Source organism: Acinetobacter sp. 797_lipA (assembly GCF_058243025.1).
The window spans coordinates 1,391,893-1,418,084 of sequence record NZ_JBZAYQ010000001.1; the positions used below are offsets into that span (position 1 = coordinate 1,391,893).

Annotated in this window: 25 protein-coding genes; 16 read left to right on the top strand and 9 right to left on the bottom strand. The window is 41.3% G+C overall.

All coding sequences use genetic code 11. From position 1 onward, the window contains the following. Positions 1-603 precede the first annotated feature (603 nt). Genes AC4CU2_RS06735 through AC4CU2_RS06745 form a run of 3 tightly spaced genes read right to left on the bottom strand, consistent with a single transcriptional unit; the run spans position 604 to position 2,570 of the window. The gene (locus AC4CU2_RS06735; RefSeq protein WP_490768494.1) at positions 604-1,221 is read right to left on the bottom strand and encodes an OB-fold-containig protein; all 618 of its coding nucleotides are present in this window, start codon (positions 1,219-1,221) and stop codon (positions 604-606) included. Positions 1,222-1,239: 18 nt separating this feature from the next. Continuing rightward, positions 1,240-1,551 carry a Rieske (2Fe-2S) protein gene (locus AC4CU2_RS06740; protein ID WP_010326961.1) on the bottom strand — a complete coding sequence of 104 codons (312 nt, stop codon included), beginning with the start codon at positions 1,549-1,551 and terminating at the stop codon, positions 1,240-1,242. 14 nt (positions 1,552-1,565) lie between these two features. After that, positions 1,566-2,570, bottom strand: a complete 1,005-nt coding sequence (locus AC4CU2_RS06745) for an adenosine kinase (RefSeq protein WP_490769220.1) — start codon at positions 2,568-2,570, stop codon at positions 1,566-1,568. Between the two features lie 139 nt (positions 2,571-2,709). Here AC4CU2_RS06745 and AC4CU2_RS06750 point away from each other — a divergent pair, with 139 nt between their 5' ends. The 3 genes from AC4CU2_RS06750 to AC4CU2_RS06760 all read left to right on the top strand — a co-directional run bounded on the left by AC4CU2_RS06750 (position 2,710) and on the right by AC4CU2_RS06760 (position 7,415). Continuing rightward, entirely contained in the window at positions 2,710-3,159 is a 450-nt protein-coding gene (locus tag AC4CU2_RS06750; RefSeq protein WP_004696669.1) for a GNAT family N-acetyltransferase, read from the top strand. 159 nt (positions 3,160-3,318) lie between these two features. Then, on the top strand, positions 3,319-6,258 hold the full coding sequence (locus AC4CU2_RS06755; protein ID WP_490768495.1) for an insulinase family protein: 2,940 nt from the start codon (positions 3,319-3,321) through the stop codon (positions 6,256-6,258). 17 nt (positions 6,259-6,275) lie between these two features. Beyond that, complete coding sequence (locus AC4CU2_RS06760) at positions 6,276-7,415, top strand: phospholipase A (RefSeq protein ID WP_490768496.1); 1,140 nt, start codon at positions 6,276-6,278, stop codon at positions 7,413-7,415. Positions 7,416-7,476: 61 nt separating this feature from the next. Here the strand turns inward: AC4CU2_RS06760 and AC4CU2_RS06765 are convergent, their stop codons facing one another. Both AC4CU2_RS06765 and AC4CU2_RS06770 read right to left on the bottom strand, forming a co-directional pair. After that, positions 7,477-8,826 (bottom strand): TrkH family potassium uptake protein, encoded by a 1,350-nt coding sequence (locus AC4CU2_RS06765; protein WP_490768497.1) that lies wholly within the window; start codon positions 8,824-8,826, stop codon positions 7,477-7,479. Then, positions 8,823-9,476 (bottom strand): potassium channel family protein, encoded by a 654-nt coding sequence (locus AC4CU2_RS06770; protein ID WP_168158807.1) that lies wholly within the window; start codon positions 9,474-9,476, stop codon positions 8,823-8,825. The genes AC4CU2_RS06765 and AC4CU2_RS06770 overlap by 4 nt, the downstream gene beginning before the upstream one ends. Positions 9,477-9,625: 149 nt before the next feature. Between AC4CU2_RS06770 and AC4CU2_RS06775 the strand changes: the two genes are divergently transcribed. Continuing rightward, positions 9,626-10,120 (top strand): hypothetical protein, encoded by a 495-nt coding sequence (locus AC4CU2_RS06775; protein WP_490768498.1) that lies wholly within the window; start codon positions 9,626-9,628, stop codon positions 10,118-10,120. Between the two features lie 40 nt (positions 10,121-10,160). Here the strand turns inward: AC4CU2_RS06775 and ilvA are convergent, their stop codons facing one another. Then, positions 10,161-11,699, bottom strand: a complete 1,539-nt coding sequence (gene ilvA / locus AC4CU2_RS06780) for a threonine ammonia-lyase, biosynthetic (protein ID WP_004696682.1) — start codon at positions 11,697-11,699, stop codon at positions 10,161-10,163. Positions 11,700-11,806: 107 nt separating this feature from the next. Here ilvA and rpiA point away from each other — a divergent pair, with 107 nt between their 5' ends. The 8 genes from rpiA to AC4CU2_RS06820 all read left to right on the top strand — a co-directional run bounded on the left by rpiA (position 11,807) and on the right by AC4CU2_RS06820 (position 19,734). Further along, positions 11,807-12,478, top strand: a complete 672-nt coding sequence (gene rpiA, locus AC4CU2_RS06785) for a ribose-5-phosphate isomerase RpiA (RefSeq protein ID WP_004696685.1) — start codon at positions 11,807-11,809, stop codon at positions 12,476-12,478. A gap of 127 nt (positions 12,479-12,605) precedes the next feature. Then, positions 12,606-13,289 (top strand): YgjP family zinc-dependent metalloprotease, encoded by a 684-nt coding sequence (locus AC4CU2_RS06790; protein ID WP_490768499.1) that lies wholly within the window; start codon positions 12,606-12,608, stop codon positions 13,287-13,289. 259 nt (positions 13,290-13,548) lie between these two features. Then, on the top strand, positions 13,549-14,583 hold the full coding sequence (locus AC4CU2_RS06795) for a GGDEF domain-containing protein (RefSeq protein ID WP_490768500.1): 1,035 nt from the start codon (positions 13,549-13,551) through the stop codon (positions 14,581-14,583). 107 nt (positions 14,584-14,690) lie between these two features. Next, positions 14,691-15,746 (top strand): N-acetyl-gamma-glutamyl-phosphate reductase, encoded by a 1,056-nt coding sequence (gene argC, locus AC4CU2_RS06800; RefSeq protein ID WP_490769221.1) that lies wholly within the window; start codon positions 14,691-14,693, stop codon positions 15,744-15,746. A gap of 79 nt (positions 15,747-15,825) precedes the next feature. Further along, a complete protein-coding gene (locus AC4CU2_RS06805; RefSeq protein ID WP_078424936.1) occupies positions 15,826-16,572 on the top strand; it encodes a DUF6776 family protein in 747 nt (248 codons plus the stop codon). A 17-nt stretch (positions 16,573-16,589) separates the two neighbouring features. Then, complete coding sequence (gene clpS, locus AC4CU2_RS06810; RefSeq protein ID WP_004981811.1) at positions 16,590-17,006, top strand: ATP-dependent Clp protease adapter ClpS; 417 nt, start codon at positions 16,590-16,592, stop codon at positions 17,004-17,006. Between the two features lie 9 nt (positions 17,007-17,015). Next, the gene (gene clpA / locus AC4CU2_RS06815) at positions 17,016-19,292 is read left to right on the top strand and encodes an ATP-dependent Clp protease ATP-binding subunit ClpA (protein ID WP_151836134.1); all 2,277 of its coding nucleotides are present in this window, start codon (positions 17,016-17,018) and stop codon (positions 19,290-19,292) included. An 88-nt stretch (positions 19,293-19,380) separates the two neighbouring features. Beyond that, entirely contained in the window at positions 19,381-19,734 is a 354-nt protein-coding gene (locus tag AC4CU2_RS06820) for a YnfA family protein (RefSeq protein WP_201703135.1), read from the top strand. Between the two features lie 27 nt (positions 19,735-19,761). On the opposite strand, the gene AC4CU2_RS06825 is transcribed toward AC4CU2_RS06820, so the two are convergent. The 3 genes from AC4CU2_RS06825 to AC4CU2_RS06835 all read right to left on the bottom strand — a co-directional run bounded on the left by AC4CU2_RS06825 (position 19,762) and on the right by AC4CU2_RS06835 (position 22,018). After that, positions 19,762-20,235: a hypothetical protein gene (locus AC4CU2_RS06825; protein WP_176537833.1), complete on the bottom strand. Its 474-nt coding sequence runs from the start codon at positions 20,233-20,235 to the stop codon at positions 19,762-19,764. A 90-nt stretch (positions 20,236-20,325) separates the two neighbouring features. Then, positions 20,326-21,246: an ornithine carbamoyltransferase gene (gene argF, locus AC4CU2_RS06830; protein WP_010326946.1), complete on the bottom strand. Its 921-nt coding sequence runs from the start codon at positions 21,244-21,246 to the stop codon at positions 20,326-20,328. 121 nt (positions 21,247-21,367) lie between these two features. After that, positions 21,368-22,018, bottom strand: coding sequence for a TetR/AcrR family transcriptional regulator (locus AC4CU2_RS06835; RefSeq protein ID WP_078388813.1), 651 nt, complete (start codon positions 22,016-22,018; stop codon positions 21,368-21,370). Positions 22,019-22,264: 246 nt separating this feature from the next. Here AC4CU2_RS06835 and prpB point away from each other — a divergent pair, with 246 nt between their 5' ends. The 4 genes from prpB (at position 22,265) to AC4CU2_RS06855 (ending at position 26,136) form a co-directional block, all read left to right on the top strand. Continuing rightward, positions 22,265-23,149 carry a methylisocitrate lyase gene (gene prpB / locus AC4CU2_RS06840; RefSeq protein ID WP_062033198.1) on the top strand — a complete coding sequence of 295 codons (885 nt, stop codon included), beginning with the start codon at positions 22,265-22,267 and terminating at the stop codon, positions 23,147-23,149. A 2-nt stretch (positions 23,150-23,151) separates the two neighbouring features. Then, positions 23,152-24,288, top strand: coding sequence for a bifunctional 2-methylcitrate synthase/citrate synthase (prpC, locus tag AC4CU2_RS06845; RefSeq protein WP_224468976.1), 1,137 nt, complete (start codon positions 23,152-23,154; stop codon positions 24,286-24,288). A 188-nt stretch (positions 24,289-24,476) separates the two neighbouring features. Then, entirely contained in the window at positions 24,477-24,938 is a 462-nt protein-coding gene (locus AC4CU2_RS06850; RefSeq protein WP_010326945.1) for a DUF2147 domain-containing protein, read from the top strand. Between the two features lie 271 nt (positions 24,939-25,209). After that, positions 25,210-26,136, top strand: coding sequence for an alpha/beta hydrolase (locus AC4CU2_RS06855; RefSeq protein ID WP_125281340.1), 927 nt, complete (start codon positions 25,210-25,212; stop codon positions 26,134-26,136). Positions 26,137-26,192 lie beyond the last annotated feature (56 nt).

Consider the following 26,192-nt stretch of genomic DNA (forward strand, 5'->3'; position numbering starts at 1 on the left):
TTAAATACATGTACTTAAAATAATGATGTGATGAAAAATAAACTAATATTTTTGTATTTTAAAGTTGACCAAATTGCTTATGTTTATATTTAAATACCTGACTAAAATACTTGTATATATTTATTTTAAATCCGACTAAAACGCTTATATTTAACGTTCATCGATATTTTATTGTTAATTCCTATTAAGAGTATAAAAGTGACGGGGATTTTAAATTATGGATTTTAACTGATATGGAGGATTGGTTATTTGATCTGTTGTATACATCACAAGGAAATTAGGAATTGAAAATCGAATTAATATTGAAACTTTTTTCTGTTGTGTCATCTTGGGTTGAGGGCAGAGGTGGGAGATAGAATTCTCATCCTGAGCTTAGTCTGTGTAAATTTTCTTAAAATGCAGAAAGCTGGATTGTGAATGGAAAGATTGCTTTAAAAAGCTTCAACCAGAAGATGAGGCAAGGGTTAGATTTAAACAGCGCGTTGTGAGGCGTTTGTTGGAGGCTGACGTTGTATCAAGATCTTGGTAGGGTTAGGCATTGCAAAGGATAAACTTGCTCATAAAGACGTACAGCGTTGAAATAGGATTGGATTTGGTGCTTGTTTAGCGCGTACTTTCGCCACTAAAAAGTTGATTGGATTTTGAAATTTTCTTTGCTATGTAATGCGACTTTTTTAGACGAATGAGAATAATTTGTGACTGAAACTCAAGCTCACCAAACTCAGGCTCAACTTGCACATAGTGTAGTTGACCGTATTCATCGCGAACGCGAGCTTGGGCCGAAAAACCGGGACGTGCATTCCCGCTGGAGATGGTCGCCAGACGACCCAGTAAGTTGGTTTGTTTTTTATCTGGTCTGGGTTTAATAACTTGATCCAAACAGTGGATCATAAAAACGGTAAAGAAAATTGCAATAATTAGCGCAGGCAAGATTAGATAGTAAGCCGAAGTAAAGGTTTGTTCTTTGGCATAGATGCAGAACTGAAGGAAATAACCTGCAACACTAAAATTAAGTAAGAGAAAAACCACAATCAGCACTTTAGAAAACTTAACGTCCAGCAGTGGAGATTCAGTCAATTTTTGCGGGGAGAGCCTTTTGATGAAATGACTTGGGCTGGATTTAAAAAAGTAGCCTAAGGTTTCCACCATGCTGAGTATGACTAAAGTCAATAAGCTGAAATGAAAGAGCATCAAGCCAGGGTGATGTAGCAACTCATACATGGTGAACGTCCAATTTCATTATTCTTCTGTGAGATAAATCCCACCGTCAGAATGCACGGTAATCGCTACTTTTTCAAGTGCTTCGCCTTGGCATGGGCCAGAAATGCATTCACCTGTTTCAACCATGAACAATGCACCATGGGTCGAGCATTCAATAAATTCTTGGTCGCGGTCTAAAAACTGATTTTCCAAAAATTCAAGTTCAACTTGCAAATGCGGGCAAATGTTTTGGTACGCAAAGAAGGCACCGTCACGTTGGGTGATAAAAATCGTATCCCCTTTAGGTGTTTCAAAAGAGCGCGCTTCACGTTCTGGGATGTCTTCTGTCATGCAAATTTTTTGCATCATGCACATTCCTTTTGCAGTTGTTGGAACAATTCAGCGTAATCTGCCACAGCCAAACGAGGGCCGAACTGTGACACCACTTCACTTGAAATCAAAATTGCAAGTTGCGCAGCTGTATGTAAGCCTAAGCCCGCATTCACTGCATAAAGGAAGGCACCAGCAAAGGCATCACCTGCACCATTGGCATCGATAGCGTGTACTTTACGACCCGCGACATTAAATGTTTCTTGTGCATTTGAAATAAGAGCACCTTCCGCCGAAAGCGTAATCACCACATGCTGGCTCAGTGTTTTAAGTTTTGCTAAAGCCGCCTCAACTGTTTCAGTTTCGGTGTACATCATGGCTTCTTGCTGGTTACAGAACAGTAAGTCCACACCATCCGCTATCATTTCATCTAGACCATGACGCGCGTATTGCACCATCGCAGGGTCAGATAGGGTTAATGCAATTTTAACACCATGAGCTTTGGCAATTTCACGAGCCTGCTTAACAGCTAAACGTGCGCTATCGCTGGTTGAAAGATAACCTTCGATATAGAGCCATTTCGCTGTTTTTAAGGGTTCAAAGTCAATCTGTTGTTCAGTTAACTCGGCTGTAATACCTAAATAGGTATGCATAGTGCGTTCAGAGTCTTCACTGACTAGAACCATACACGTGCCTGTTACGCCTTCACTGATTGATTTATCAGTGTTTTTAATGCCTGCTTCGTGTAAACCATTGAGGTAAGTTTGCCCTAGTTCATCATTGCCCACGCGGCATGCATAAAATGCTGAACCACCCAAGGCACTAAAAGCAACGGTGGTGTTGGCTGCTGAACCACCTGAAGCCTGACCTTTATAGCTTTGTGTTTCTTTTAATTTTTTGTAAAGATCTGCTTGTGTTTCACCATCAGTTAACTGCATAGTGCCTTTTTGCAAATGTTGTTGAATAAGGAAGTCGTCAGAGACTTTAAATTCTTGGTCGATTAGTGCATTACCAATTGCAAAAAGATCCACAGTTGCCATGTCTTTTTTCGTCACGTATTGAAAATAAAGCGACATTTTACACCAATGCTCAAGATTGCTGTAGTTTGTTGAGGAAAATTCATTTTATTTACGTGGCAAATGTAGTGAAATGGCTTTGCTCATATTCAAGGAAGTTTAGATGGAAATTTTAATTCAAGCGGCAGAACAATTACCTCCTCAAATACAAGCTTTGGCACAACTCGCAGCAAAAGAAGGATATGAACCGTTGACCCGCTTGATCGAAGAATATCAAAGTGGAAAAAATCGTTTTGATCAAAAGGGTGAAGTGTTGTTATTGGCCTATGATCAAGACCAATTGATTGCCTGTGGCGGTTTAAATCAGCAATGGGGTGAAAATGAAATCGAGGCGCGTATTGGGCGCGTACGCCGTTTTTATGTACACCCTAAATACCGTAAGAGCGGTGTGGGTCGTCAGTTGTTGGCGCATCTAGAAAAATGTGCGCGTCCAAACTTTTCTGCACTGTGTTTAAATACCGCAGATTTATCCGCAGCCAGTTTTTATCAAAAGCAAAACTATGTTTTTGTAGAGAATCACCCGAACTATAATTATTTTAAATATCTCATCTAGTTTTACTTTCTGAGAACGCTTCACTCAAAAAGACTGAAATTTGGAAAGCAGTGAGATGCTTTTCAAATTTCCAGCAAATTACTCGGGTTTTCAGCGTGAAATCTTTTGACAACTAAAGCTATAATGCAGGCAGTGTATTAATTATTGTTAGGAGATCACATGACTGTAGATGTCACTGAAACCATTTCTCAAACTGTACATCCTGCGTTTCAGTTGGTACGTCAACACCATGTTGAAGCTTTAGACATTTTAGTGTCTGAATATAAACATAAAGTCACTGGGGCAGTGCATTATCACTTGGCCACCAATCATGATGAAAATGTATTCTTGGTTGCCTTTCGCACCCAACCTATGGATTCAAAAGGCGAAGCGCATATTTTAGAACACACAGCACTATGTGGTTCGGAAAAATTTCCTGTTCGTGATCCGTTCTTTTTAATGATTCGTCGTTCACTGAACACTTTTATGAACGCCTTTACTGCGGCGGACTGGACAGCGTATCCATTTGCGACTCAGAATAAGAAAGATTTCCAAAATTTACTCGAAGTGTATTTAGATGCGGCTTTTGCAGCCAATTTGAATCCGCTGGATTTTGCTCAAGAAGGAATCCGCATTGAGCTTGAAAACGGTGAGCCTGTTTATAAAGGTGTGGTTTTCAACGAAATGAAAGGGGCAATGAGTTCGCCTTCAGACCAGTTGTATCATCAGTTAGCGCATCACTTATTCCCTGAAACCACTTATCATTACAACTCAGGTGGCGACCCTAAAGATATTCCAGATTTAACTTATGATGAGTTAGTGAGTTTCTACAAGTCCCACTATCATCCAAGTAATGCAGTTTTCATGACCTTTGGTAATGAATCTGCTTATAACTTACAAGAACAATTTGAAACTTTAGCCTTGGCGAAGTTTTCAAAAGGGGAAACGCTATTCTCTAAAGAAGAGCGCCGTTTGACTGCGCCACTAGAAGTGACTGAAACCTATGCGGTAGATGCGGAAGATTTAAAAGACAAAACTTATCACATTATTTCGTGGTTATTGCCTAAAGCCAGCGAGATCAAACTACGCTTAGGTATGCGCCTTGTCGAAGGTGTGTTGTTAGAAGATTCAGCTTCTCCATTGCGTCATTACCTTGAGACCTGTGGTTATGCACAGTCTACTGGCCCGATTATGGGAGTAGATGATTCAAATTATGAAATGACCTTCTACTGTGGCGTACAGGGTTCAAACCCTGAACATACAACTGAGTTTAAAGCAGGTGTGTTTAAGGTTTTAGAAGACGTCGCTTCAAAACCTGTCGATCAAAACATGGTCGATGCGATTTTACATCAAATTGAATTGCATCAACGTGAAATCAATGGCGATGGCATGCCTTATGGTCTAAGCCTGATTTTAAATGGTTTGGGGAGTGCGATTCACCACAGTGACCCAGTCACTGTATGGGATGTGGACTCAGCCATTGCTGCGGTAAAAGAAGAACTGAAAGATCCAATGTGGTTGTCAAACTTAATCAAAACTTATTTGATTGATAACCCACACCGTGTACAAATGACGTTGGTGCCTGATGCCAATAAATCTGCAGTGGAAGCAGCGGCAGAAAAAGCACGTTTAACCGAAATAGGTGCACAGCTAACAGAAGCTGAAAAAGCAGAAATTGAAGCACAAACTGAAGCACTCAAAGTCCGTCAAGATACCCCAGATGACCTTAATCTTTTGCCAAAAGTGGGCTTGGAAGATGTGCCTGCTGAACTGCAAATTGTACAAGGGCAGTTGCGCGAGATTATCTCAAATCGTATCGATTATCCGTTGAATCTTTATCATGCGGGTACGAATGGTATTTACTACAACCAAGTGCTGATCCAGATTCCGCAAGATGTAGTGCAGTCACCTTACTTTAACTTGCTGTCCATTTTGATGGGTGAAGTTGGTGCAGGTCAATATGACTATCTAGAACTACAACAACTACAAACTGCGGTGAGTGGTGGTTTAGGTATGGGCGCCTCTTTACGATCTCAAGTAAATGACAAAAATCAAATCAGTGCATGGTTAACGCTGACCACAAAATCGTTGGTGAGTAATTTTGACAGTATTGCATTGTTGAAACTGGCTTTTGAACAACTGCGTTTTGACGAAAAAGATCGCATTGTTGAGTTATTGCAACAACGTAAAACACGTTGGGCATCCCGTCTTTCAGGTTCAGGCCATAGTTATGCCATGCAAATTGCGGGACGTAACCACAGCGCTTTGGCAAAACGTGATTATCACAACACGGGCCTAGGTGCGTTAAACTGGTTAGGCGATCTAGTCAGCCGTATTGAAAAAGATGCAGTAGCTTATGATGATTTTATCAATGAATTAAAAGCGATTCATTTAAAACTTTTACAAGCACCAAAACAGTTCTTACTGGTTTGTGAAGAACATCAGTCAGACCGTTTGGTTGAAGAAGTTCAAAATGTGTGGGACAAGTTAGCTATTCCTGAGCAAACTGTGAGTTTGAAAATGGCTGAGCAGATCGATACCGATGCAGATGAGGCGTGGTTAATTCAAGCCAATGTTCAATTCTGTTCATCGGCTTATCAAGCCGTTGAGGTGTCACATCCAGATGCTGCACCGCTGATGGTACTGGCAGCGTACTTGCGTAATGGTTTCTTACACAGTGCAATTCGTGAAAAAGGTGGGGCTTATGGTGGTGGCGCAAGCTATGACGGCAATGCATGTTCATTCCGCTTCTATAGCTACCGTGATCCGCGTTTGGCTGAAACTTTTAATGACTTTGAAGCCAGTGTGCAATGGTTGCTCAATACTGAGCAAAAACCACATCAGCTTGAAGAAGCAATTTTAGGTTTGATTGCGGGTATGGACAAACCAGGTTCACCAGCGGGTGAAGCGATTACGGCATGTTATGCACTTTTACATGCACGTACACCAGCCTTCCGTAAGCAGTTGCGTAGCCGTCTTTTGGCTGTGAGTTTAGAGGACTTGCAACGTGTGGCGGTACAATACTTGCTTGAACAAAAACCAACGAAAGCCGTGGTTGCACCTATGGCGAAGCGTGATACTTTAATTGAGTTAGGTTTTAGTATTCAACAAGTTCAGTAAAACAATAAGAGGGTCGTATGGCGTTCAAATCATTTGAGCGTTCAACTTTAGTACTGAGCATGACTGTGCTCAGTACTTTGGGTGTCGCTAAAACACATGCACAAATTTCCGAAGTACCTGCAACTCCTGCAACAGCCGAGGCATGTGTTGCATTAGCATCGAATGCAGACCGTTTGGCTTGTTATGATGCATTATTCAAAATTCCTGAAGCAGTAAAGCCGCGCATTGTTTCTGAGCAACGTGCAGCCATGGAAATTGCGCCAGAACCTGAAAATATCACAGGGAAGATTGCGCAAAGTGTAAGCTCTGTCTTTGCTTCGGAAGGCCCTAAAATATCGCCAAATTTATCTTTAATGGATAGCCGTTGGGAGCTTTCACCAGAAAGCAAACTGGGAACTTGGAATATTCGTGCCTACCAACCTGTGTATTTAATGCCTGGTTTTTGGACGACAGATAAAAATGAATATCCACAAAGTCCAAATCCGACCAATACGGTGGATGAAGATCAGAACCTAAAGTCAATGGAAGCGAAATTCCAACTGTCTTTAAAAACCAAAGCGGTGGAAAACCTATTTGGGGACAATGGCGATGTTTGGTTGGGTTATACCCAGTCTTCTCGTTGGCAGCTTTATAATAGTGATGAATCACGTCCGTTCCGTGAAACGAACTATGAGCCTGAAGCCAGTTTGGTTTTCCGCACCAATTATGAATTGTTGGGTTTAAATGGCCGCTTGCTGGGATTAACTTTCAATCATCAGTCTAATGGTCGTTCCGATCCGCTGTCACGTAGTTGGAACCGTGTCATGTTGAATGTGGGTTTTGAAAGAGACAACTTTGCTCTCATGCTGCGCCCTTGGTATCGCTTAGACGAAGATGCAGATGATGATAATAACCCTGATATTAAGGATTATGTCGGACGGGGTGACTTAACAGCATTCTACCGTTGGAATGAACATGATTTTTCACTCATGCTACGCCATAGTTTAAAAGGTGGCGATGACTCGCGCGGTGCTGCACAGTTTGACTGGGCTTTTCCTATTTCAGGGAAGTTGCGTGGCCATTTCCAGTTATTTGATGGTTATGGCGAAAGCTTAATTGATTATAACCACCGAGCGACTTATGTGGGCTTGGGTGTTTCCTTAATGAATTGGTACTAATTTAGAAACATAAAAAAACCACGTTCAATACGTGGTTTTTTATGTTTAAGTGTTAGGTGTTTTAACCAATTTGAATATCGGCAGTTGGGTGTTTTAGGCGGCTCTTTTTCGGCGTCGCTATCAGGTAGGCCAGCGTTAAAGGACCTAAACGACCTGCAAACATCAAGAGCATCAAGATAAATAAACTTGCAGGTTGAAGTTCACCCGTGATGCCGCGTGACAAACCGACAGTACAAGCAGCGGAAATGGCTTCAAATAACAAATCCATAAACTGATGATTAGGTTCGATTAAAGATAAACTAAAGATGCCTAAGAAAATAAGTGCTGCGGTAATAGAGACGACAGCCATCGCCTTAAAAGAGGTTTTTTGAGAAACAGAGTGATTGAACACACGAATTTCATCTTCGCGTCGAAGGAAGCTAATCACGCTGAGTAAAACAATAATAAAAGTACCTACTTTAATCCCGCCTGCGGTACTCATCGAGCCACCCCCAATGAACATCAGTAACATAGTCACGAGGGTCGAAGCATCTTTCATCTGTGCCAAATCAAGACTGTTAAAGCCCGATGAACGAGGTACGGTGGCATGGAACCATGCATTTAAAGCTTGGTCACCTAAGCTCATTGGCGCTAAAGTGAGGGGATTGTTCGATTCAATCGCCCATAAAAGAACAAAAGCGATGAGGTTTAAGCCTGCAATGGTGGATAAAATCAGTTTGCTATTGGTACTTAAGCCTTTCCAACTTTTGCTGTGTTTAATGTCCATTAACACCACAAAACCTGTCCCACCAATGATGTATAGCATACTGATGGTAAAGGTAATGAGATACTGACCCGAGAAGCTCATTAGACTGTTGGGAAACAGTGAAAAGCCACCATTGTTAAATGCGGATACACTATAAAAAGCCGCATAAAAAAGAGCTTGGTTGAAGTTGTAATCTTCTAACCATGCAATGGTCAAAATAACCGTACCGATCGCTTCAAAAAATAAGGAATACAGCAGTACACCTTTAATGGTGAAGGACACTTTGGATAAGCTGGTTTGACCAATGGTCTCTTGCGCCATGATTTGTTGCTTTAAACCGAGTTTGGTCGACAGACTCAGTGCGGCTAAAATTGCAAAAGTCATAAAGCCTAAGCCACCAATTTGAATCAGTAGCATGATGATGACTTTACCTGTTACGGTAAAAGTTTCACCGACATTCACCACAGACAGTCCCGTAATGGTGACTGCTGAGCTGGCGGTGAACAAAGAGTGAATCCAACTCAGTTCACCGTGGTGCGAAATGGGTAACTTTAATAATAGAGTCCCAATAATAATAAAGCTCAAAAACCCCAAAGCCAGCAGGCTGGGCGGGCTTAAATTAATGGTGCTGTTTGGTTGGGTTTGCCATTCTTTGACTTTTTTCATGATTTGAACCGTGCTGAAAGACGACGTAATGTTTCGAGTAAACCTTCAACAACTAGAATATCACCCACTTGTAAAATTAAATTGGGGTCAATGCTGTACAAAACGTCTTTGCCACGTTTATGGAGTAATGTTTTCACATCAGGTGCTTGATCCATCAGTTGGCGGAAGCGAGTCCCTTGTAGTTTTTCATCAATTTCAATTTTGACAATATAGTGGTTATCTTCAAGCGCCATATAGCGACTGACCATGGGGTAGCATAAAGACTGCGCAATCCGTACGCCCATGTCCTCTTCAGGGTGAATAATTTTACTAATCCCTAAATGGCTTAAAATCATATGGTGCGACTTTGATTTGGCTTTGACCCAAATTTTTTCAACCCCAATATTTTTGAGGTGCAGCACACACAAAATACTGGCTTCAATATTTTCACCAATTGCGACCACCACGGCATCGCAGTTTTTAATATTTAATTCATCGAGGACATGTTCATCTGTTGCGTCGGCGATGACAGCATGGGTCACCTGCTCAGAAATATTTTCAACATATTTTTTTTCGCTATCGATACCAATGACATCATGTCCCAGTTCAATGAGTTGAGTTGCAACTGTGGCTCCAAAGCTTCCTAAACCAATCACTGCAAATTGTGCCATGTCATCTTTCCTTTAAATTTTTTATACGTCGATTGTTAACGAATGTTGTGCCAAATTTCACAAGATGTCATCTTTATACAGACACGCTTTTTTCGCTCAACCGCGCTTTGCCTTATACCAATATATCACTCATCCAAAGGAGTATATAAATGCGGAAGACACTGTATGAATCCCTGAGGGTCGCGTTTCCAGAATTGAATGATACCGCAATTCCAGAAGAACAAGATGAGTTCGAGCACTTTGTACGTTGGTTGAATAGCGATTATTCAAACATTCAAAAAATAGAACTCGATGATTTTCGACAAAATGGTATTGATGAATGCCATCGACTCCAACAGTTAGGTATTGACTTAGACGAGCTGAAAAACCAAATTAATGATGATATGGCGTCTTTTTATCAAATGTATGACAGTGAGGAAGAAGAAACCTCAGACATGCATGGTTATGATTTTGAGTTTAGTTTTGATGTTATTTTTAACCACATTAAAATTTTTATCGAGCCTTATGAACTCAGTTTGCTGGTTATTGAGCGGGAAAACCCTTATTGGCTGTTGGTACCGCATAATGATGAGCTGATCGATAGAATTATTGTTACATATAATCACACGTTCGGTGATGAAGAGCCGATGCAGCTCATAGAATAAAACCGCCTCGAAGGGCGGTTTTATGTATGTATTGAATCTTTTATTTTAAGAAACGTTGATAACCTAGGTTATTGGTAATTTCTTCATATGGATACGAAATACTTTCTAAGGTTTCAATCAAACCATCTGGGTTTTGTTTCGCGTCACTTGCTTCTAAACCTACAAGGACACGACCTTCCGCAGCACCGTGGTTACGGTAGTGGAATAGGGTAATGTTATGCGTAGGTCCAAGGCGTTCGAGGAACATTAACAGAGCACCTGGACGTTCAGGGAACTCAACACGGAACAAACGCTCATTTTCAAGATCTGCATGACCACCAATCAGGTAGCGAATATGCAGTTTTGCTACTTCATCATCAGATAAGTCATCGACATCGAACTGAGTTTTGAGTGCTTCAAAAATATCATGACGCTCTTTTTCACCGCCTTTTAAGCTAATGCCGACAAAGACTTGCGCTGCACTGGCATCGCTCGCACGGTAGTTAAACTCGGTGATATTACGGCCCTGTAGCGCTCGGCAGAAATTCAGAAAAGAACCTTTTTTCTCTGGAATGGTCACAGCAAAAATAGCTTCTTTGCGTTCACCCAATTCAGTACGTTCTGCAATATAACGTAAACGGTCAAAGTTCATGTTTGCACCACATACAATTGAGACGATGTTTTGCCCAATTAGCTCGTGTGTTTCAACATATTTTTTAATCCCTGCTAAGGCCATCGCACCCGATGGTTCAACGATGCTACGACATTCATCATAGGTGTCTTTAATTGCGGCACAAATTTCATCTGTATTGACTAAAACTACTTCACGCTCAACGAGCGGGCCTGAGTTATCTGACTTTTGTAGTTGAATCACTTCAAATGGTTTTTCACCAATCTGTGCTACAGCTGTGCCATCAGCAAATAAGCCGACTTGAGGCAGTACAACACGTTCACCTGCTTCAAATGCAGCTTTTAAACAAGCAGATTCGTCATATTCAACTGGAATGACTTTGACATGTGGTGCAACATCGCCTAAGTAGGCTGCTACACCAGCAATTAAACCACCGCCACCAACAGCGACGAAGACATAGTCGACATCGCGCCATTGGCGCAAAATTTCATTGCCAATCGTGCCTTGACCTGCCATGACCAGTTCATCGTCATAGGGTGGAATAAAACTCATACCGTCTTCTGCAGCACGTTGAATTGCATATTTGTTGGCAACATCAAAAGAGTCGCCATGGAGAACTACTTCACCGCCTAAGCGTTTGACTGCCTGAACTTTAATATCTGGGGTGGTTTTCGGCATCACAATAATGGCGCGAATCCCGAGTTTTTTACCTGACAGTGCTACACCTTGGGCATGGTTGCCAGCAGACGCAGTAATCACGCCACGTTCAAGTTGGGCTCTAGGGAGTTGGCTAATGCGGTTATAGGCACCGCGCAGCTTAAATGAAAAGACTGGTTGTAAGTCTTCACGTTTAAAACGAATGTTGTTATTGAGTTTCTCACTAATTCGAGGTGCCGCTTCGAGTGGAGTTTCGATTGCAACATCGTAGACTGTTGCTTGTAATATTTGTCGAACCAAACGAGACAGCATGTTAATTTCCCATTTAACAGTTTAAAATAGAGGATCATTGTAACAAACCCCTGTACATTTGGGCTGTAAAATCAGCAACAAATGTCAAAAAATAGTTGAGCCAAATTATGAGTCTGTATGCTACCCAAGATGAAAAAAAGCAAGCTGCTGCAAAAGCTGCCTTAAAGCACTTACCTAAAGGTGGCATTTTAGGGGTGGGTACAGGCAGCACCGTCAATTTCTTAATTGAACTTTTACCTGAGCTTCAGCTTGAAGCGGCTGTGGCAAGTTCAGAAGCAACGGCTGAGCGCTTAAAAAAATTAGGCATTGAAGTGGTTGATATGAACTCTGTGGGCGGTTTAGATGCCTATGTAGATGGTGCAGATGAAATTGACCGTCATATGCATATGATCAAAGGTGGTGGGGCTGCACTTACTCGCGAGAAAATCGTGGCTTCAATTGCGAGAAAATTTGTTTGTATCGTTGATGACTCTAAGTGGGTTGATCAATTGGGGCGTGACTTCCCACTTCCGATTGAAGTGATTCCAATGGCTCGTTCAGCTGTGGCACGTAAAATTGTAGCGCTCGGTGGTGATCCTGCTTACCGTGAAGGCGTGGTGACGGATAACGGTAACGTGATTTTAGACGTCTATAACTTAAATATCTTAAATGCGCTTGAGCTTGAAAAAACCATTAACGACATTCCAGGTGTGGTGTGTAATGGTATTTTTGCAATCAATAAAGCAGATGTGGCAGTTGTTGCAACAGACAGCGGTATTGAAGAACGTACGGCGGTTTAATTTTAAATCTCCCCAAACCTCTCTTTGAAAATAAGAGGCTAAAAGCAAAAACATTTTTATCTTATGTTTTTCTCCCTCCTTTCAAAAGGAGGGCCGGGGAGGATGATTCAATAAAAGAATAATATTAATGACCTTAGCAGACCTACCTGAAATTCAAATCACCCATCATGCACGTGCGACCCGGTTACGACTTCGTGTTGAACCAACTCAAATTCGTTTAACCGTGCCTAAGTTTTGTAGCAAACGGCAAATTCAGGATTTTTTAAATCAATCTGAACAGTGGATGGTTGAAACTTGGCAGAAGCAACAAGCCAGTCTGGTACAGATAGATCGAACCCTTCCCACAGAGTTGCGGTTATTTAATCGCCAAAATGCTTTAACGGTGAGCTATAAAACACAAAAAAATGCGTATATTTGGGATGAGGATAATCATCAGCTTTGGATCAGTGACCGTCAGCCCGAAAGTTATTTAAAATCTTTTGTAATTGCATATGCCAAACAGCACTTGCCTATTTATTTGCAACAGATTAGTCATGAAACTGGTTTGAAATTTGCACAATGTTCAATTCGTCAGCCCAAGACCCGCTGGGGGAGTTGTAGTGCCAAACATGACATCATGCTTAACAGTGCCTTAGTGCTGTTTCCTGAAGTCATTACGCGTTACGTCTGTGTGCATGAACTCGCACATACGCAACATTTTGATCATAGTGCACGTTTCTGGGCGGAAGTTGCTAAATATGATGCCGCTTTTCAGCAGCATCAAAGAACCTTAAAAACAACCGCATTGCCGTATTGGTGGGCAAGCGCTTAAAGTTAATTTTACGTACAAAATTGAAAAATAATTTCTTCTGATTGATTGAGCGTTAGTCAAAAAATGCTCTAAACTTCATGATCTAAGGTAAACATTCCTCAATTTCAGTCCAAAGACCTCAAATGTGAATTTTACAGATATCCACTATTTTATATTAATCGTTCCAGCTTGCCTGATTTTAATGGGAAGCTTGCTTTTAATATGTCATTTTGCTTTTAGGGCTCCCTCATATTTATTGTGGCTCGGGCTTGGATATATTGTGCCTTCGTTTTCTGTGGCGGCACAAAGTTTGATGTCGAATAAGCAGTTGGCTTTGTCGGCACCCATTTTAGGCAGTATGTATTTGTTTGGCGCATGGGCCAGCGCCTATGCCATAGGCTTAAGAAAGAATGCCAATGCACGTCCATATTGGTGTCTGGCCTTGGTCGTGATGGCTTTACTTTCACTCAGTTATTATTCCTACGTAGATGATCAACTGTGGATCAGAATGCTGATTTTAAACATTTCAATTGCATTGGTTGAGTCTTTGGTTTTGTTTTCAATGTTTAAACATTATCAAGGGATTGATTTGCTCAATAAAATAGTCGACTTTTCCTACTTGTTTATTGTGCTGTATACCTTTGTTCGCGGAATCATTATTTTTCTCTTTTTAAGAAATATCGAAGCAGACATGCTGGCAAATTCAGTTTGGTGGCTGATGATGCTTGCTGCGAGCATTATCTTAAGTATGTGGTTTGCAATAGTGCTGCTCGGAACCTTGGTGCGCGATATTATCCATCAACTTAATGATGAGCGACTAAGAGATCCGCTAACGCATTTATTCAATCGACGTGGTTTTAACGAAGCGGCTAAACGGAAGTTGCATCAGCTCTCTAAACAGTCTTATTTCTTGCTCATGTGTGATATTGATCATTTTAAGAAAATAAATGATACCTATGGGCATTTGGTGGGTGATCAAATTTTACAACAAGTCGGTCAAATTATTGGGCAAAACGTCCGTGCGCACGACTTAGTGGGGCGTTTTGGTGGAGAGGAGTTCATTGTCTTATTGCAAATTGATGACCCCACGCTGGCTTATAATATTGCCAATCGTATTCGTTTAGGTATTGCCGATGCACGATTATCCTCAAAAAATATTGCCGTGACAGCAAGTTTTGGACTGGCTGCAGTACATCAACCCAACTTAAAATATGCCATACATGATGCCGATCAATTGTTATATCAGGCGAAACATTCGGGACGAAATCAGATTGGTTTTGAGCCTGCACAGAGTATATTGGATGTGTCTCATTAGGTGTCGATAGCACTAAAAACGCATAAATTCCAAGTAAAACAGTTTAGAAAGCAGAAACTTCCTGTCATACTAGGCAGTTACGAAATGGACAGTTTAAGTTTGAGGTAATACACGTGATTTCAGTTGGTATTGTCGGCGGTACAGGTTATACAGGCGTTGAATTGTTGCGTCTTTTACTACGACACCCAAATGTGCAAGTAAACGTATTAACATCGCGTACAGAAGACGGTCGCCGTGTAGATGATATGTTCCCAAGCCTACGTGGACATACCGAACTTAAATATTCAGATTTGAATATTGATGAACTGAAAAAATGTGATGTGGTGTTCTTTGCGACACCGCATGGCGTTGCCATGAAGCATGCCGAAGAGTTGGTGGCTGCAAATACTAAAGTGATTGACCTTGCCGCAGACTTCCGTTTACAAGACTTAGAACAGTTTGAAAAATGGTATGGCATGCAACATGCGTGCCCTGAACTACTGAAAGACTCGGTTTATGGTTTGTCAGAATTAAACCGTGAACAGATTAAACATGCCAATGTCATTGGTAACCCTGGTTGTTATCCAACAACAGTACAACTGGGTTTAGCGCCGTTATTTAAGCAAAACGACACATTAGTTAAACCTGAAAGCATTATTATTGATGCAAAATCGGGTGTGTCTGGTGCAGGTCGTAAAGCCAGCCTTGGTATGATCTATTCTGAAAATGCAGATAATTTCAAAGCTTATGGCGTTGCAGGTCACCGTCATCATCCTGAAATTGTGGAAGCGTTGGAAAATATTTCAGGCTTAAAAGAGGTGTTTAACCACATTTTATTTGTCCCGCATTTGGTGCCAATGATTCGTGGCATGCTGAGCACGATTTATGTGGACTTAACCGATGCAGGTGAAGCTGCTGATGTGCAAAGTTTATATGAACAGTTTTATGCCAATGAAGCTTTTGTCGATGTGATGCCTGCGGGAAGTTCACCAGAGACACGTTCTGTGCGGGGTGCAAATCAACTACGTATTGCGCTGTATAAACCACAACCGAAAAAATTAGTGGTCATTTCAGTACAAGACAATTTGGTTAAAGGTGCAGCAGGTCAGGCCGTTCAAAACATGAACTTAATGTTTGGATTTACTGAAACAGCGGGCCTAGACGGAATTGGTTTATTACCATAAAAAACGTTTTAAAACTTCACACACATTTAGATTTCGATTTAAATGTGTGTTTTGAATTGAATCAAAATAAGAGATGACGATGCCGAACACTGACACAAATATGACGTCACAACAGCCTGAACCTGCAAAGCCGTTTTTACAGACCAATAAGCCCTTGGCAATTGGTGCTGCAATATTGATGCTTGCAAGTGGGGGATTGGGCTATACCGTCGGACATCGTCAGGGTTTAACGGTGGTAGGTTTTGATGCAGATGCTGAGCAACTGGTCGAAGTGGTACAAAAGCAAAAGACCAGTCTGGATGCTTTAAATAAAAACTATAACGCTGCTGTTCAGGAGCGTGATGTTGCTGTGACCAATTCAAATGAGCTGTATTTGTCATTGCAAAAAGCTCTAGATCAACAAGCGCAATCTGAAACCACTGCTGTGATTTACCGTGAGGTTTTGCGTCAACGCGGTGGTATTCCACTGGCTGTGCAGCATATTGCGATTAAACCTTTGCCTGAAAATGCATTTGAATATCAACTTGACTTGGTTCAAGTCAGTCCATCTAAACGTGCAGCTTCAGGTACAGTTGAACTCCGACTCATTCGTGGTACAGAGGTTTTAGTTGTGCCTCTTGAAGACAAAAACTTTAACTTTGAAAACTATGAGCGTTTAACAGGGCGTTGGACGATGCCTAAAGGCTTTACGCCGCAGTTTATCGAAGTCCGTTTAACAGGTAGCACACCAGTGACACGACGCTTTAGTTGGTCACGTGGTGAAGCCGTAGAAAGTCAATCAGCATTTGTCTCTGAAATTCCTCAGGCTGAGGCGAATGCACAATAATTGTGAATTGTAAGTTTATGGGTATCTCTAAGCGTTCAACGTGTTTAAATGAAATCAAGCAGTCTTTTCATGAATCTGGCTATGTCGATTGGCATATCAGCCCGCGCTTGAGCAATGATGAACCGCATGAAGAAGAAAATGGGGATGTCGCTGTCCAAACCGCGCCACCAGAACTTAAGCGTCCGCCACTCTATGCTGTCGTTTTAATGAACGATGACTACACCCCAATGGACTTTGTTATTGAAATTTTACAACAATACTTTGCTTTGAATCTTGACCAAGCCACTCAAGTAATGCTAACTGTACATTATGAAGGAAAAGGTGTTGCAGGCGTTTACCCGAGAGACATCGCGGAAACAAAAGCAAACCAAGTCAATAATTACGCTCGGTCTCAAGGTCATCCTTTACTTTGTCAGATTGAGCCGAAAGATTAAGGGGGTTCCATGCTCAGTCGTCAATTAGAAGTATCCTTACGTTTGGCTGTTAGTATGGCTCGACAAAAGAGACATGAATTCCTAACCGTTGAACATTTATTATTGGCTTTACTCGATAATGATTCGGCCGTAAATGCATTGAAAGCCTGCGGTGCAGATATTATTGTGCTTCGCAAAGAGCTTGAAGAATATGTAGAGCAGCACACTCCTAAGCTGGGCGAAAACAGTGACCAAGCTCCGCATCCAACTGAAAGTTTTGACCGTATCTTACAACGTGCAATTTTTCATGTGCAATCAAGCGGTGGTGATCGTACAGTTGAAGGCGCAGACATTTTAGTGGCGATGTACTCTGAGCGTGACTCTTTTGCAGTCTACCTCTTGAAACGCCATCAAATTAACCGTTTAACTCTGACACAATACTTGGCCCACGGCACACGTAAAGACGAAGTGCAAGTGGAAGAAGAAATTGAAGATCTCGATGGTGAATCGACCAGTTCAAGCAACGCAGGCCCTTTAGAGCTGTATACAACCAACTTAAATGTTGAGGCACAAAAGGGCAAAACGGATCCTTTAATTGGTCGTGAAAAAGAAATTGAACGTGCTGCGCAAATTTTGTGCCGTCGTCGTAAAAACAACCCGTTATTGGTCGGTGATCCTGGCGTCGGTAAAACATCGATTGCTGAAGGCTTAGCTTGGCTCATTGTTAATGGTAAAGCACCGAAACCATTGGCAAATGCTGAAGTGTATAGTTTGGACATTGGTGCTTTGGTAGCAGGAACCAAATACCGGGGTGACTTTGAAAAACGTTTAAAACAGCTTTTGAACGCGTTGAAAAAGAAACCAGAAGCAGTTTTGTTTATTGATGAAATCCACATGATTATTGGTGCGGGCTCAAGTATGGGCAGTACGATGGATGCATCAAACTTGATTAAACCCGCTTTGGCCAATGGCTCATTGCGCTGCATTGGTTCAACCACATTCCAAGAATACCGCCAAGTCTTTGAAAAAGATCATGCATTGTCACGCCGTTTCCAAAAAATTGATGTCAATGAGCCATCTATTTCAGAAACGATTGATATTCTACGTGGTTTGAAGAGCAAGTTTGAGGATTTCCATCATGTTAAATATGATGACAAAGCTTTAATTTCTGCGGTTGAGCTGTCTGCAAAGTTCATTAATGATCGTTTCTTGCCAGATAAAGCCATTGATGTCATTGATGAAGCAGGGGCACAACGTCGTCTGAAAGCTGAACAAGATGACACCTTGATTACCGTGGAAAATATTGAAGATATCGTGTCGAAAATTGCACGTATTCCACCAAAAACCGTATCTAAAGATGATAAGACCGTTCTTGAAAATCTTGAACGTGATTTAAAACGTGTGGTCTTTGGTCAAGATGAAGCCATTGAAGCTTTAGGCTCAGCAATTAAACTGTCGCGTGCAGGCTTAAAATCACCAGATAAGCCTGTGGGTAGTTTTGTTTTTGCAGGCCCAACTGGGGTAGGTAAAACAGAAGTCACCAAGCAGCTTGCGAAATTACTGGGTGTTGAGCTGGTTCGCTTCGATATGTCGGAGTACATGGAGCGCCATGCAGTTTCACGTTTGATTGGTGCGCCTCCAGGTTATGTCGGCTTTGACCAAGGTGGTCTGTTGACCGATGCGATTCATAAAAATCCGCACTGTGTATTATTGCTAGATGAGATTGAAAAAGCGCATCCAGACGTATTCAACTTATTGCTACAAATCATGGATCATGGTTCATTGACCGATAACAATGGTCGTAAATCAGACTTCCGTAATGTGGTGTTGGTCTTGACCACAAATATTGGCGCAGAAACTATTTCTCGCGTGAGTATTGGCTTCATGGATCAAGACAACAGTAATGATAACCAAGATGCGATGAAGAAAGCGTTTTCTCCAGAGTTCCGTAACCGTTTGGACAGTGTGATTCAGTTTAAAGCTTTGCCAACGACAGTAATTGAAAATGTGGTGGATAAGTTCTTAACTGAACTACAAGCGCAACTGGATGAGAAAAAAGTCATTCTAGAAGTGGATCAAAGTGCGCGTGAGTGGATGGCTGAAAATGGCTATGACCGTTTAATGGGCGCTCGCCCAATGCAACGACTCATCCAAGAGCATTTGAAAAAACCACTGGCTGAAATGATTCTATTTGGTGAGCTTGCAGAACATGGTGGCAATGTTGCGGTCTCTGTGAAGAACGAAAATGGTAAAGCGGTGGGTCTAAAACTTGAAGTTTTTGAAGACCAAACGGCTGAACCTGCTTAAGAATTGCTACATAATAAAAAACCCGTGTTCGCACGGGTTTTTTATTGAAAAAAGTATTTAACAGTTAGAAGTAATAAAAGTAGGTTGCATGGATATTCAATTGACGAAAGTTTTAAGTACATTTGTACTGTTTTTGGTAACCGCTGTGATGGAAATATTAGGCTGTTATTTCCCTTATTTGATTTTAAATCAGGGAAGAAGTCATTGGTTGTGGATTCCTACAGCCTTAGCGCTAGGTACTTTTGTATGGTTGTTGACCTTACATCCGGCTGCTTCGGGACGTATTTATGCCGCTTATGGCGGAATTTATATTTTTACCGCATTGCTATGGTTGCGTTATGTCGATCAAGTTTATTTATCCCGTTGGGACATAATGGGTGGGACAGTGGTGTTGATTGGTGCGGCCATGATTATCTTACAACCGCAAGGATTGGTTCGCTAAAGTAGAGAACCAATCGCTAAAAAGGTACTATTTGATACCACAATCTTTTTGCTTTAATTCTAAATCGTAGCTATTTTTCTCAGAGCTGAGCTGTAATTTTACAATGTAGGGATTATGGCGTTGATATTGATGCTCGAAGAAAATATTGCAGTTTTGCACAACATTCTTTTTAATCACTTTTTGAACTTCTTTCGTACCCAAATCCTGTTCAAATTGCGCGAAGTCAGGGGTAATGATCAAGCCTTTAAGCTCGGTACGGTCTGCATATAGATTAAATTGTTCAATGATAGTGTTGTTATCAATTTCAATTGGGAGGGTTCGAGAGTCTTCTGCAGTTAATACCGTTAATATTTCATTCAACGTTTCTGGTTGCTTAATTTTAAAATTTTGATCAATAATTTGTTTGGATTGTAAGTAGTCATCAAACTCTGAGGCTTGGACCTGAAAAAACGTAGAGCTTAGAATTGTAGCAAGGCACAGGCCAGTTTTTTTGAAATGCATGGAAAGTGTCGCTTATAAAAATTATGTTCAGATTATAGCTTTACCCGTATAAAAAAAGCACCCTTAGGTGCTTTTCGTTGGAAAAATTAATTAATCTTTCTTAGTATTTTCATTGATTAAAAATTCAACCAATGCTTTTTGTGCATGTAAGCGGTTTTCAGCTTCATCCCAAACCACGGCATTTTTATGGTCGAGCATTTTTTCAGAAATTTCTTCGCCGCGATGTGCAGGTAAACAATGCATAAATAAACAATCAGGATGAGCAAGATCCATAAGACGTTCATTTACTTGATAGTCTGCAAACGCAGCTTCACGAATTTTTTGCTCTTCTTCTTGGCCCATGCTTGCCCATACATCGGTCACGATGAGGTCTGCATTTACGGCAGCATCTTCAGCTGAGTTCACCAGTTCTGCACAATGTGCAAATTCACTTAAAAATTCTGCTTTGGGTTCATAACCTTTAGGCGCAGCAATTTTTAACTTAAAGCCCCACATATGCGCAGCTTCAATATATGAATTACACATATTGTTGCCATCACCAATCCACGCTACCGTTTTGCCTGCAATAGGCCCACGGTGTTCAACAAAAGTTTGAACATCTGCAAGTAGTTGGCAAGGGTGGTGATCATCGGTTAAAGCATTAATCACAGGAACTTTTGAATAAGAGGCAAAACGTTCAACAATGTCATGTCCAAAAGTACGGATCATCACAATATCCAACATGCTTGAAATCACGCGTGCTGAATCTTCAATCGGTTCACCACGACCCAATTGGGTGTCTCGTGGAGAGAGGAAAATTGCACTGCCACCAAACTGGCTCATGCCTGCTTCGAACGATACACGGGTACGGGTGCTCGATTTTTCAAAAATCATACCCATGACTTTACCAACAAACGGTTGGAATACTTCGCTGTTGTGCTGTTTACGCTTTAGTTCGATACCGCGTTGCACAACTTGGTTCAGTTCTAAAGTAGATAAATCGCGTAAGGTAAGAAAGTGACGTAGAGCCATTGTTACTCCACAATAATTGCTGAAAACCGAAATAGGTACAGAACAACAATTAGTTGTTGGTTGGTGAAAAGAAAAAAGAGAGTCGATTAATATACTATATGCAAAGGAAATTGCAAAAAAACTAGACTTTTTGATGACCTGCTAAGAAGCGATCTACACAATAATGAACATATTCTAGATTTTCTTGTTCATTTTCTTCAACATAGATGTTCATGAGTACTCGCCACTCTAATTCGCGCACAATGCCAAAAAAAAGCTGCGCAGAATAATTCGGGTGTTCACATCGAATAATACCTATTTCATCTGCTTTGGTTAAAACACAAGCCACAGCATCTTCAATATGTTTAGGCCCTTGTTTGTGAATATGAAAGGCCAACTGCGGATTACGTTGTACTTGTTCCATAATGAGTCTTAAAAAAGAGGCATTTTCTGGAAGCACAAGATGCGTTTGAATATTTAAAATGGTTTGTATTAAATAAACGCGCAAATTGTCCTTAGTAAAATCAAAAGGTATACAAATATCTTTAAAAAACAGCTCACGACGATAGTCACAAATGGCTGTAAAAAGACCGTCTTTATTTCCAAAATATTTGTAAATCGATGCTTTTGAACCACCCGCATGATTGACAATATCATCAAGTGAAACTGCATCGTAGCCATGTTGCAAAAACAACTCGTTTGCACTTAATAAAAATGCAAGACAGCGTTCATGACCTCGTTTTGTGTGAGGTATGTCACGTGTAAGGGGTTCTAGTTGAACTGAGTCGTGCATATAACTAACAACAGCCTAATAAATGTGGATCTCTAGTTGCTATCATAGCAAAAATATGTACACATTGTTGTTTTGGGGCTTAACTGTTTACCACTAAAGCCCAATGCATGGAAGAAAATTACACAATAAAAGCGTGAACCATGGGACTAAAGTTTTAGAGTTTTCATTCTAAAATGTCATAGCCAATTCAGTCATTATGGCTATACTCAAAACTCGAAAATTAAAGTAAATGCCGTGGAAAGGACGATGACAGAACAAAAATCTGCAGGCTTAAGATTTAGACAAGCACTAGAAGTGGAAAAACCATTACAAATTATCGGTACAGTCAATGCTTATGCAGCAATGATGGCGAAACAGGTGGGCTACAAGGCCATCTACCTTTCGGGTGCTGGTGTAGCCAACTACTCTTATGGATTGCCTGACTTAGGCATGACCAGTCTGGATAATGTTTTGGAAGATGTACGCCGCATTACCGAACGTGTAGACACCCCATTACTGGTCGATATCGACACCGGTTGGGGTGGGGCATTTAACATTGCCCGCACTGTGAAACAAATGATTGCCGCAGGCGCAGCCGCAGTGCACATCGAAGACCAAGTAGCACAAAAACGCTGTGGCCACCGTCCAAACAAAGAAATCGTCACCCAACAAGAAATGGTCGACCGCGTAAAAGCGGCTGTCGATGCTAAAACCGATGCAAACTTTGTGGTGATGGCACGTACCGATGCTCTACAAAAAGAAGGCCTACAAGCGGTAATTGACCGTGCCTGTGCCTGTGTAGAAGCCGGTGCTGATGCGATCTTTGCCGAAGCCATGACTGACATTACCATGTACAAAACCGTCTGTGATGCAGTCGGTGTCCCTGTATTGGCCAACATCACCGAATTTGGCGATACCCCATACTACACCAAAGAACAACTGGCAGAACAAGGCATCTCGATGGTGCTGTACCCACTGTCACCGACCCGTGCCATGCAAAAAGCAGCACTGGAAGTCATGCATGCCATTCGCAATGACGGTACCCAAGTCAACGTTCTCGACAAAATGCAACAGCGCAAAGAACTCTACGAATTTCTGGATTACCACACCTTTGAAAACACATTAGACAAGCTGTTTAAACAGGAGAATTAAAAATGGCTGAAGGAAAAGTCCTCACAGGCGCAGGATTGCGCGGACAAGTCGCAGGAAAGACAGCACTATCAACCGTAGGCAAAAGCGGAGCAGGTCTAACCTACCGTGGTTATGACGTCCAAGACTTAGCAGAAAACTGCCAGTTTGAAGAAGTCGCTTACCTAATCTTCTTTGGTGAACTGCCAACAGCAGAACAACTCACCGCTTACAAAGCTAAACTCAAATCACTGCGCCAACTGCCACAAGCACTCAAAGAAGTCTTAGAGCGTATCCCAGCAGATTCACACCCGATGGATGTGATGCGCACAGGCGTATCGATGCTAGGTAACCTCGAAACAGAACAATCTTTTGCCGAACAGCAAGATGTTGCAGACCGCATTCTCGCAACGCTTCCAGCGATCATTTGCTACTGGTACCGCTTTAGCCATGATGGCGTACGCATTGAAGAAAACACCAATGACGACTCAATCGGTGCTCAATTCCTACACTTGCTGCGTGGTGAAAAACCAAATGAACTGCATGAACAAGTGATGAATGTCTCACTGATCCTCTATGCAGAGCATGAATTTAACGCATCAACCTTCACAGCACGTGTATGCGCATCAACCTTATCGGATATGCATTCATGCATTACCGGTGCAATTGGTTCACTGCGTGGTCCATTACACGGTGGAGCAAACGAAGCAGCGATGGAAATGATTGAAAACTGGACGTCCCCTGAAGAAGCAGAGCGAGAAATGCTGGGCAAATTGGAACGTAAAGAAAAGATCATGGGCTTTGGACATGCAATCTACAAAGACAATGACCCACGTAATGGCATCATCAAAATCTGGTCAGAGCGTTTAGCCAAAGATGTCGGTGACACGGTACTGTATCCAGTTTCAGTACGCTGTGAAGAAGTGATGTGGCGTGAAAAGAAATTATTCTGTAACGCAGACTTCTTCCATGCATCGGCTTACCACTTCATGGATATTGCGACCAAGTTATTCACACCAATCTTCGTGATGAGCCGTGTGACAGGTTGGGCTGCTCATGTGATGGAACAACGTGCGGACAACCGTATTATTCGTCCAAGTGCGGACTATACGGGGCCTGAGCTGCGTAAAGTAGTACCGATTGAAGAACGTTCAGCGGCTTAATATAAAGCTCTGATACATTATAAAAAAAGCCTCTTCGGAGGCTTTTTTTATATGCAATTTTTTTGTTGATGCTTCTCACAGCTTAATTCATATAAATATTTAATTTTAATGAAATAATAGATAATTAAAAGAATAGAATTGCTATAATCGCGACCGTTTATTTCTTCATTTTTATTGTAATTTACTTTATGAAACATAAGTTTTTGTGTGCATCAGCACTGTTTTTGGGGTTGTCTCATTCTGCTTTCGCCATGCCATTTGACCCGCTTATTGGAACATGGAAAGTGATTGATGATCGGACAGGGTATTACATTTCAGATATTGTGATTCGTAAGAATTCTAAAACATCACAATATAGTGCAGTGGTGACCAAGTACTATCCTTTGGCTGGGGCGCCTGTAAGTGATGTATGTAGTAAGTGTCAGGGTGGGCTTAAGGATAAACCGATTTTTGGTATGCAAGTGCTGAATGGCTTAATGGGTGATGCAACAGGTCAAAAATTCGCAAAAGGCCAATGGCTGAATCCTCAAGATGGCCGTGTGTATAACATCAATACTGCGCAGTTAAATGCTGGTAAAGATCAGATGAAGGTACAAGCCACAGCAAAAGATGCGAAAGGTTTGAGCAACATGACATGGAAAAAGCTTTAAGTTTTTTGATTGTGTCGATAAAGCCATTGCACTTTCATAGTGCGGTGGCTTTTTTTTAGGGATAAAAAAGCTGGAAGGGTATTTTCTAGACTTGTTGAATCCGTATAAAAAGGAAAAATCATCTTTCGGAGTGCGTGGTCAAAGAAAATGTAGTCTATTTAATCGATGAGATGTACGTCATGACAGAGAGATGATTAAGATTTACTTAATTGATAATGATAACTATTATTGTGTGTTAAGCTTCGGTATCTCATGGCTGTATATACGAAAAATGACTCATCTTTATAGAAAGATTTTTACTACTGTGCTTTCGCAAATTTTTGGCTCGTTGTTGATTTTGGGTGCCAGCTTAAGTATTTATGCAAAACCTGAAATGAAACCTTTACCTGCCAATATTGCTGAAATTGGCTCGGCGTATTACAGTTTTAAAGTCAAAAAATTTACAACTACAGATCAAAATAAAACTTATCGCGTTTGGTTAGGTATTCCAAAGACCGTACAGAAGACGCAGAACGCCTATGCATCGGTCTTTATGCTGGATGGGAACGCTGCGATGTCCCATCTGAAGGAAGAAATACTCAAATCTTTGTATGAAAATGATGCCCCTGTATTGGTTGCCATTGGTTATAAAACCAATTTGCCATTTGCCACAGCTTTTCGTTCACTTGACTATACTCCAGCAGATTTATTAACGGGGAAACCCGCTCAAGACCCAAGAAATCCAGAGCGGATGAGCGGGGGAAGTGCTGATTTTAGAAATGTGATTTTGAAGGATATTGCCCCTTGGGTTGAGCGGAATGTAAAGCTGGATGCGCAAAAAAGAGCGTTATGGGGGCATTCCTATGGAGGGCTTTTTGTGCTTGATAGCTTGCTCGATGGTCGTTATTTCAGCCATTTCTTTGCTGCAAGTCCATCACTTTCTTGGGCAGATGAGCGCATGATGCAAAAAATTAGAACAGTAAAATTAGTCAAAGAGCCACAAAAACATGTATGGCTGATGGAAGGTGATCTTTTAACACATAGTGGAACACAGCAAAGTGCTAATTTTGATGCAAATGGCATCAATAAAAATAGAGAAATTTTGTCTATATTCGATCAGCAGGGCATAGAGTCTAAATTTTTAATCTATCCAAATCTAAAGCATGGTGAGGTCTTTAAAGCGTCTTTATTAGACGTGCTTTCAAATAAATTGTATTGATGGTATTTAAACTATCCGAACATAAAGAAAAGCCTGACCATATGATCAGGCTTTTT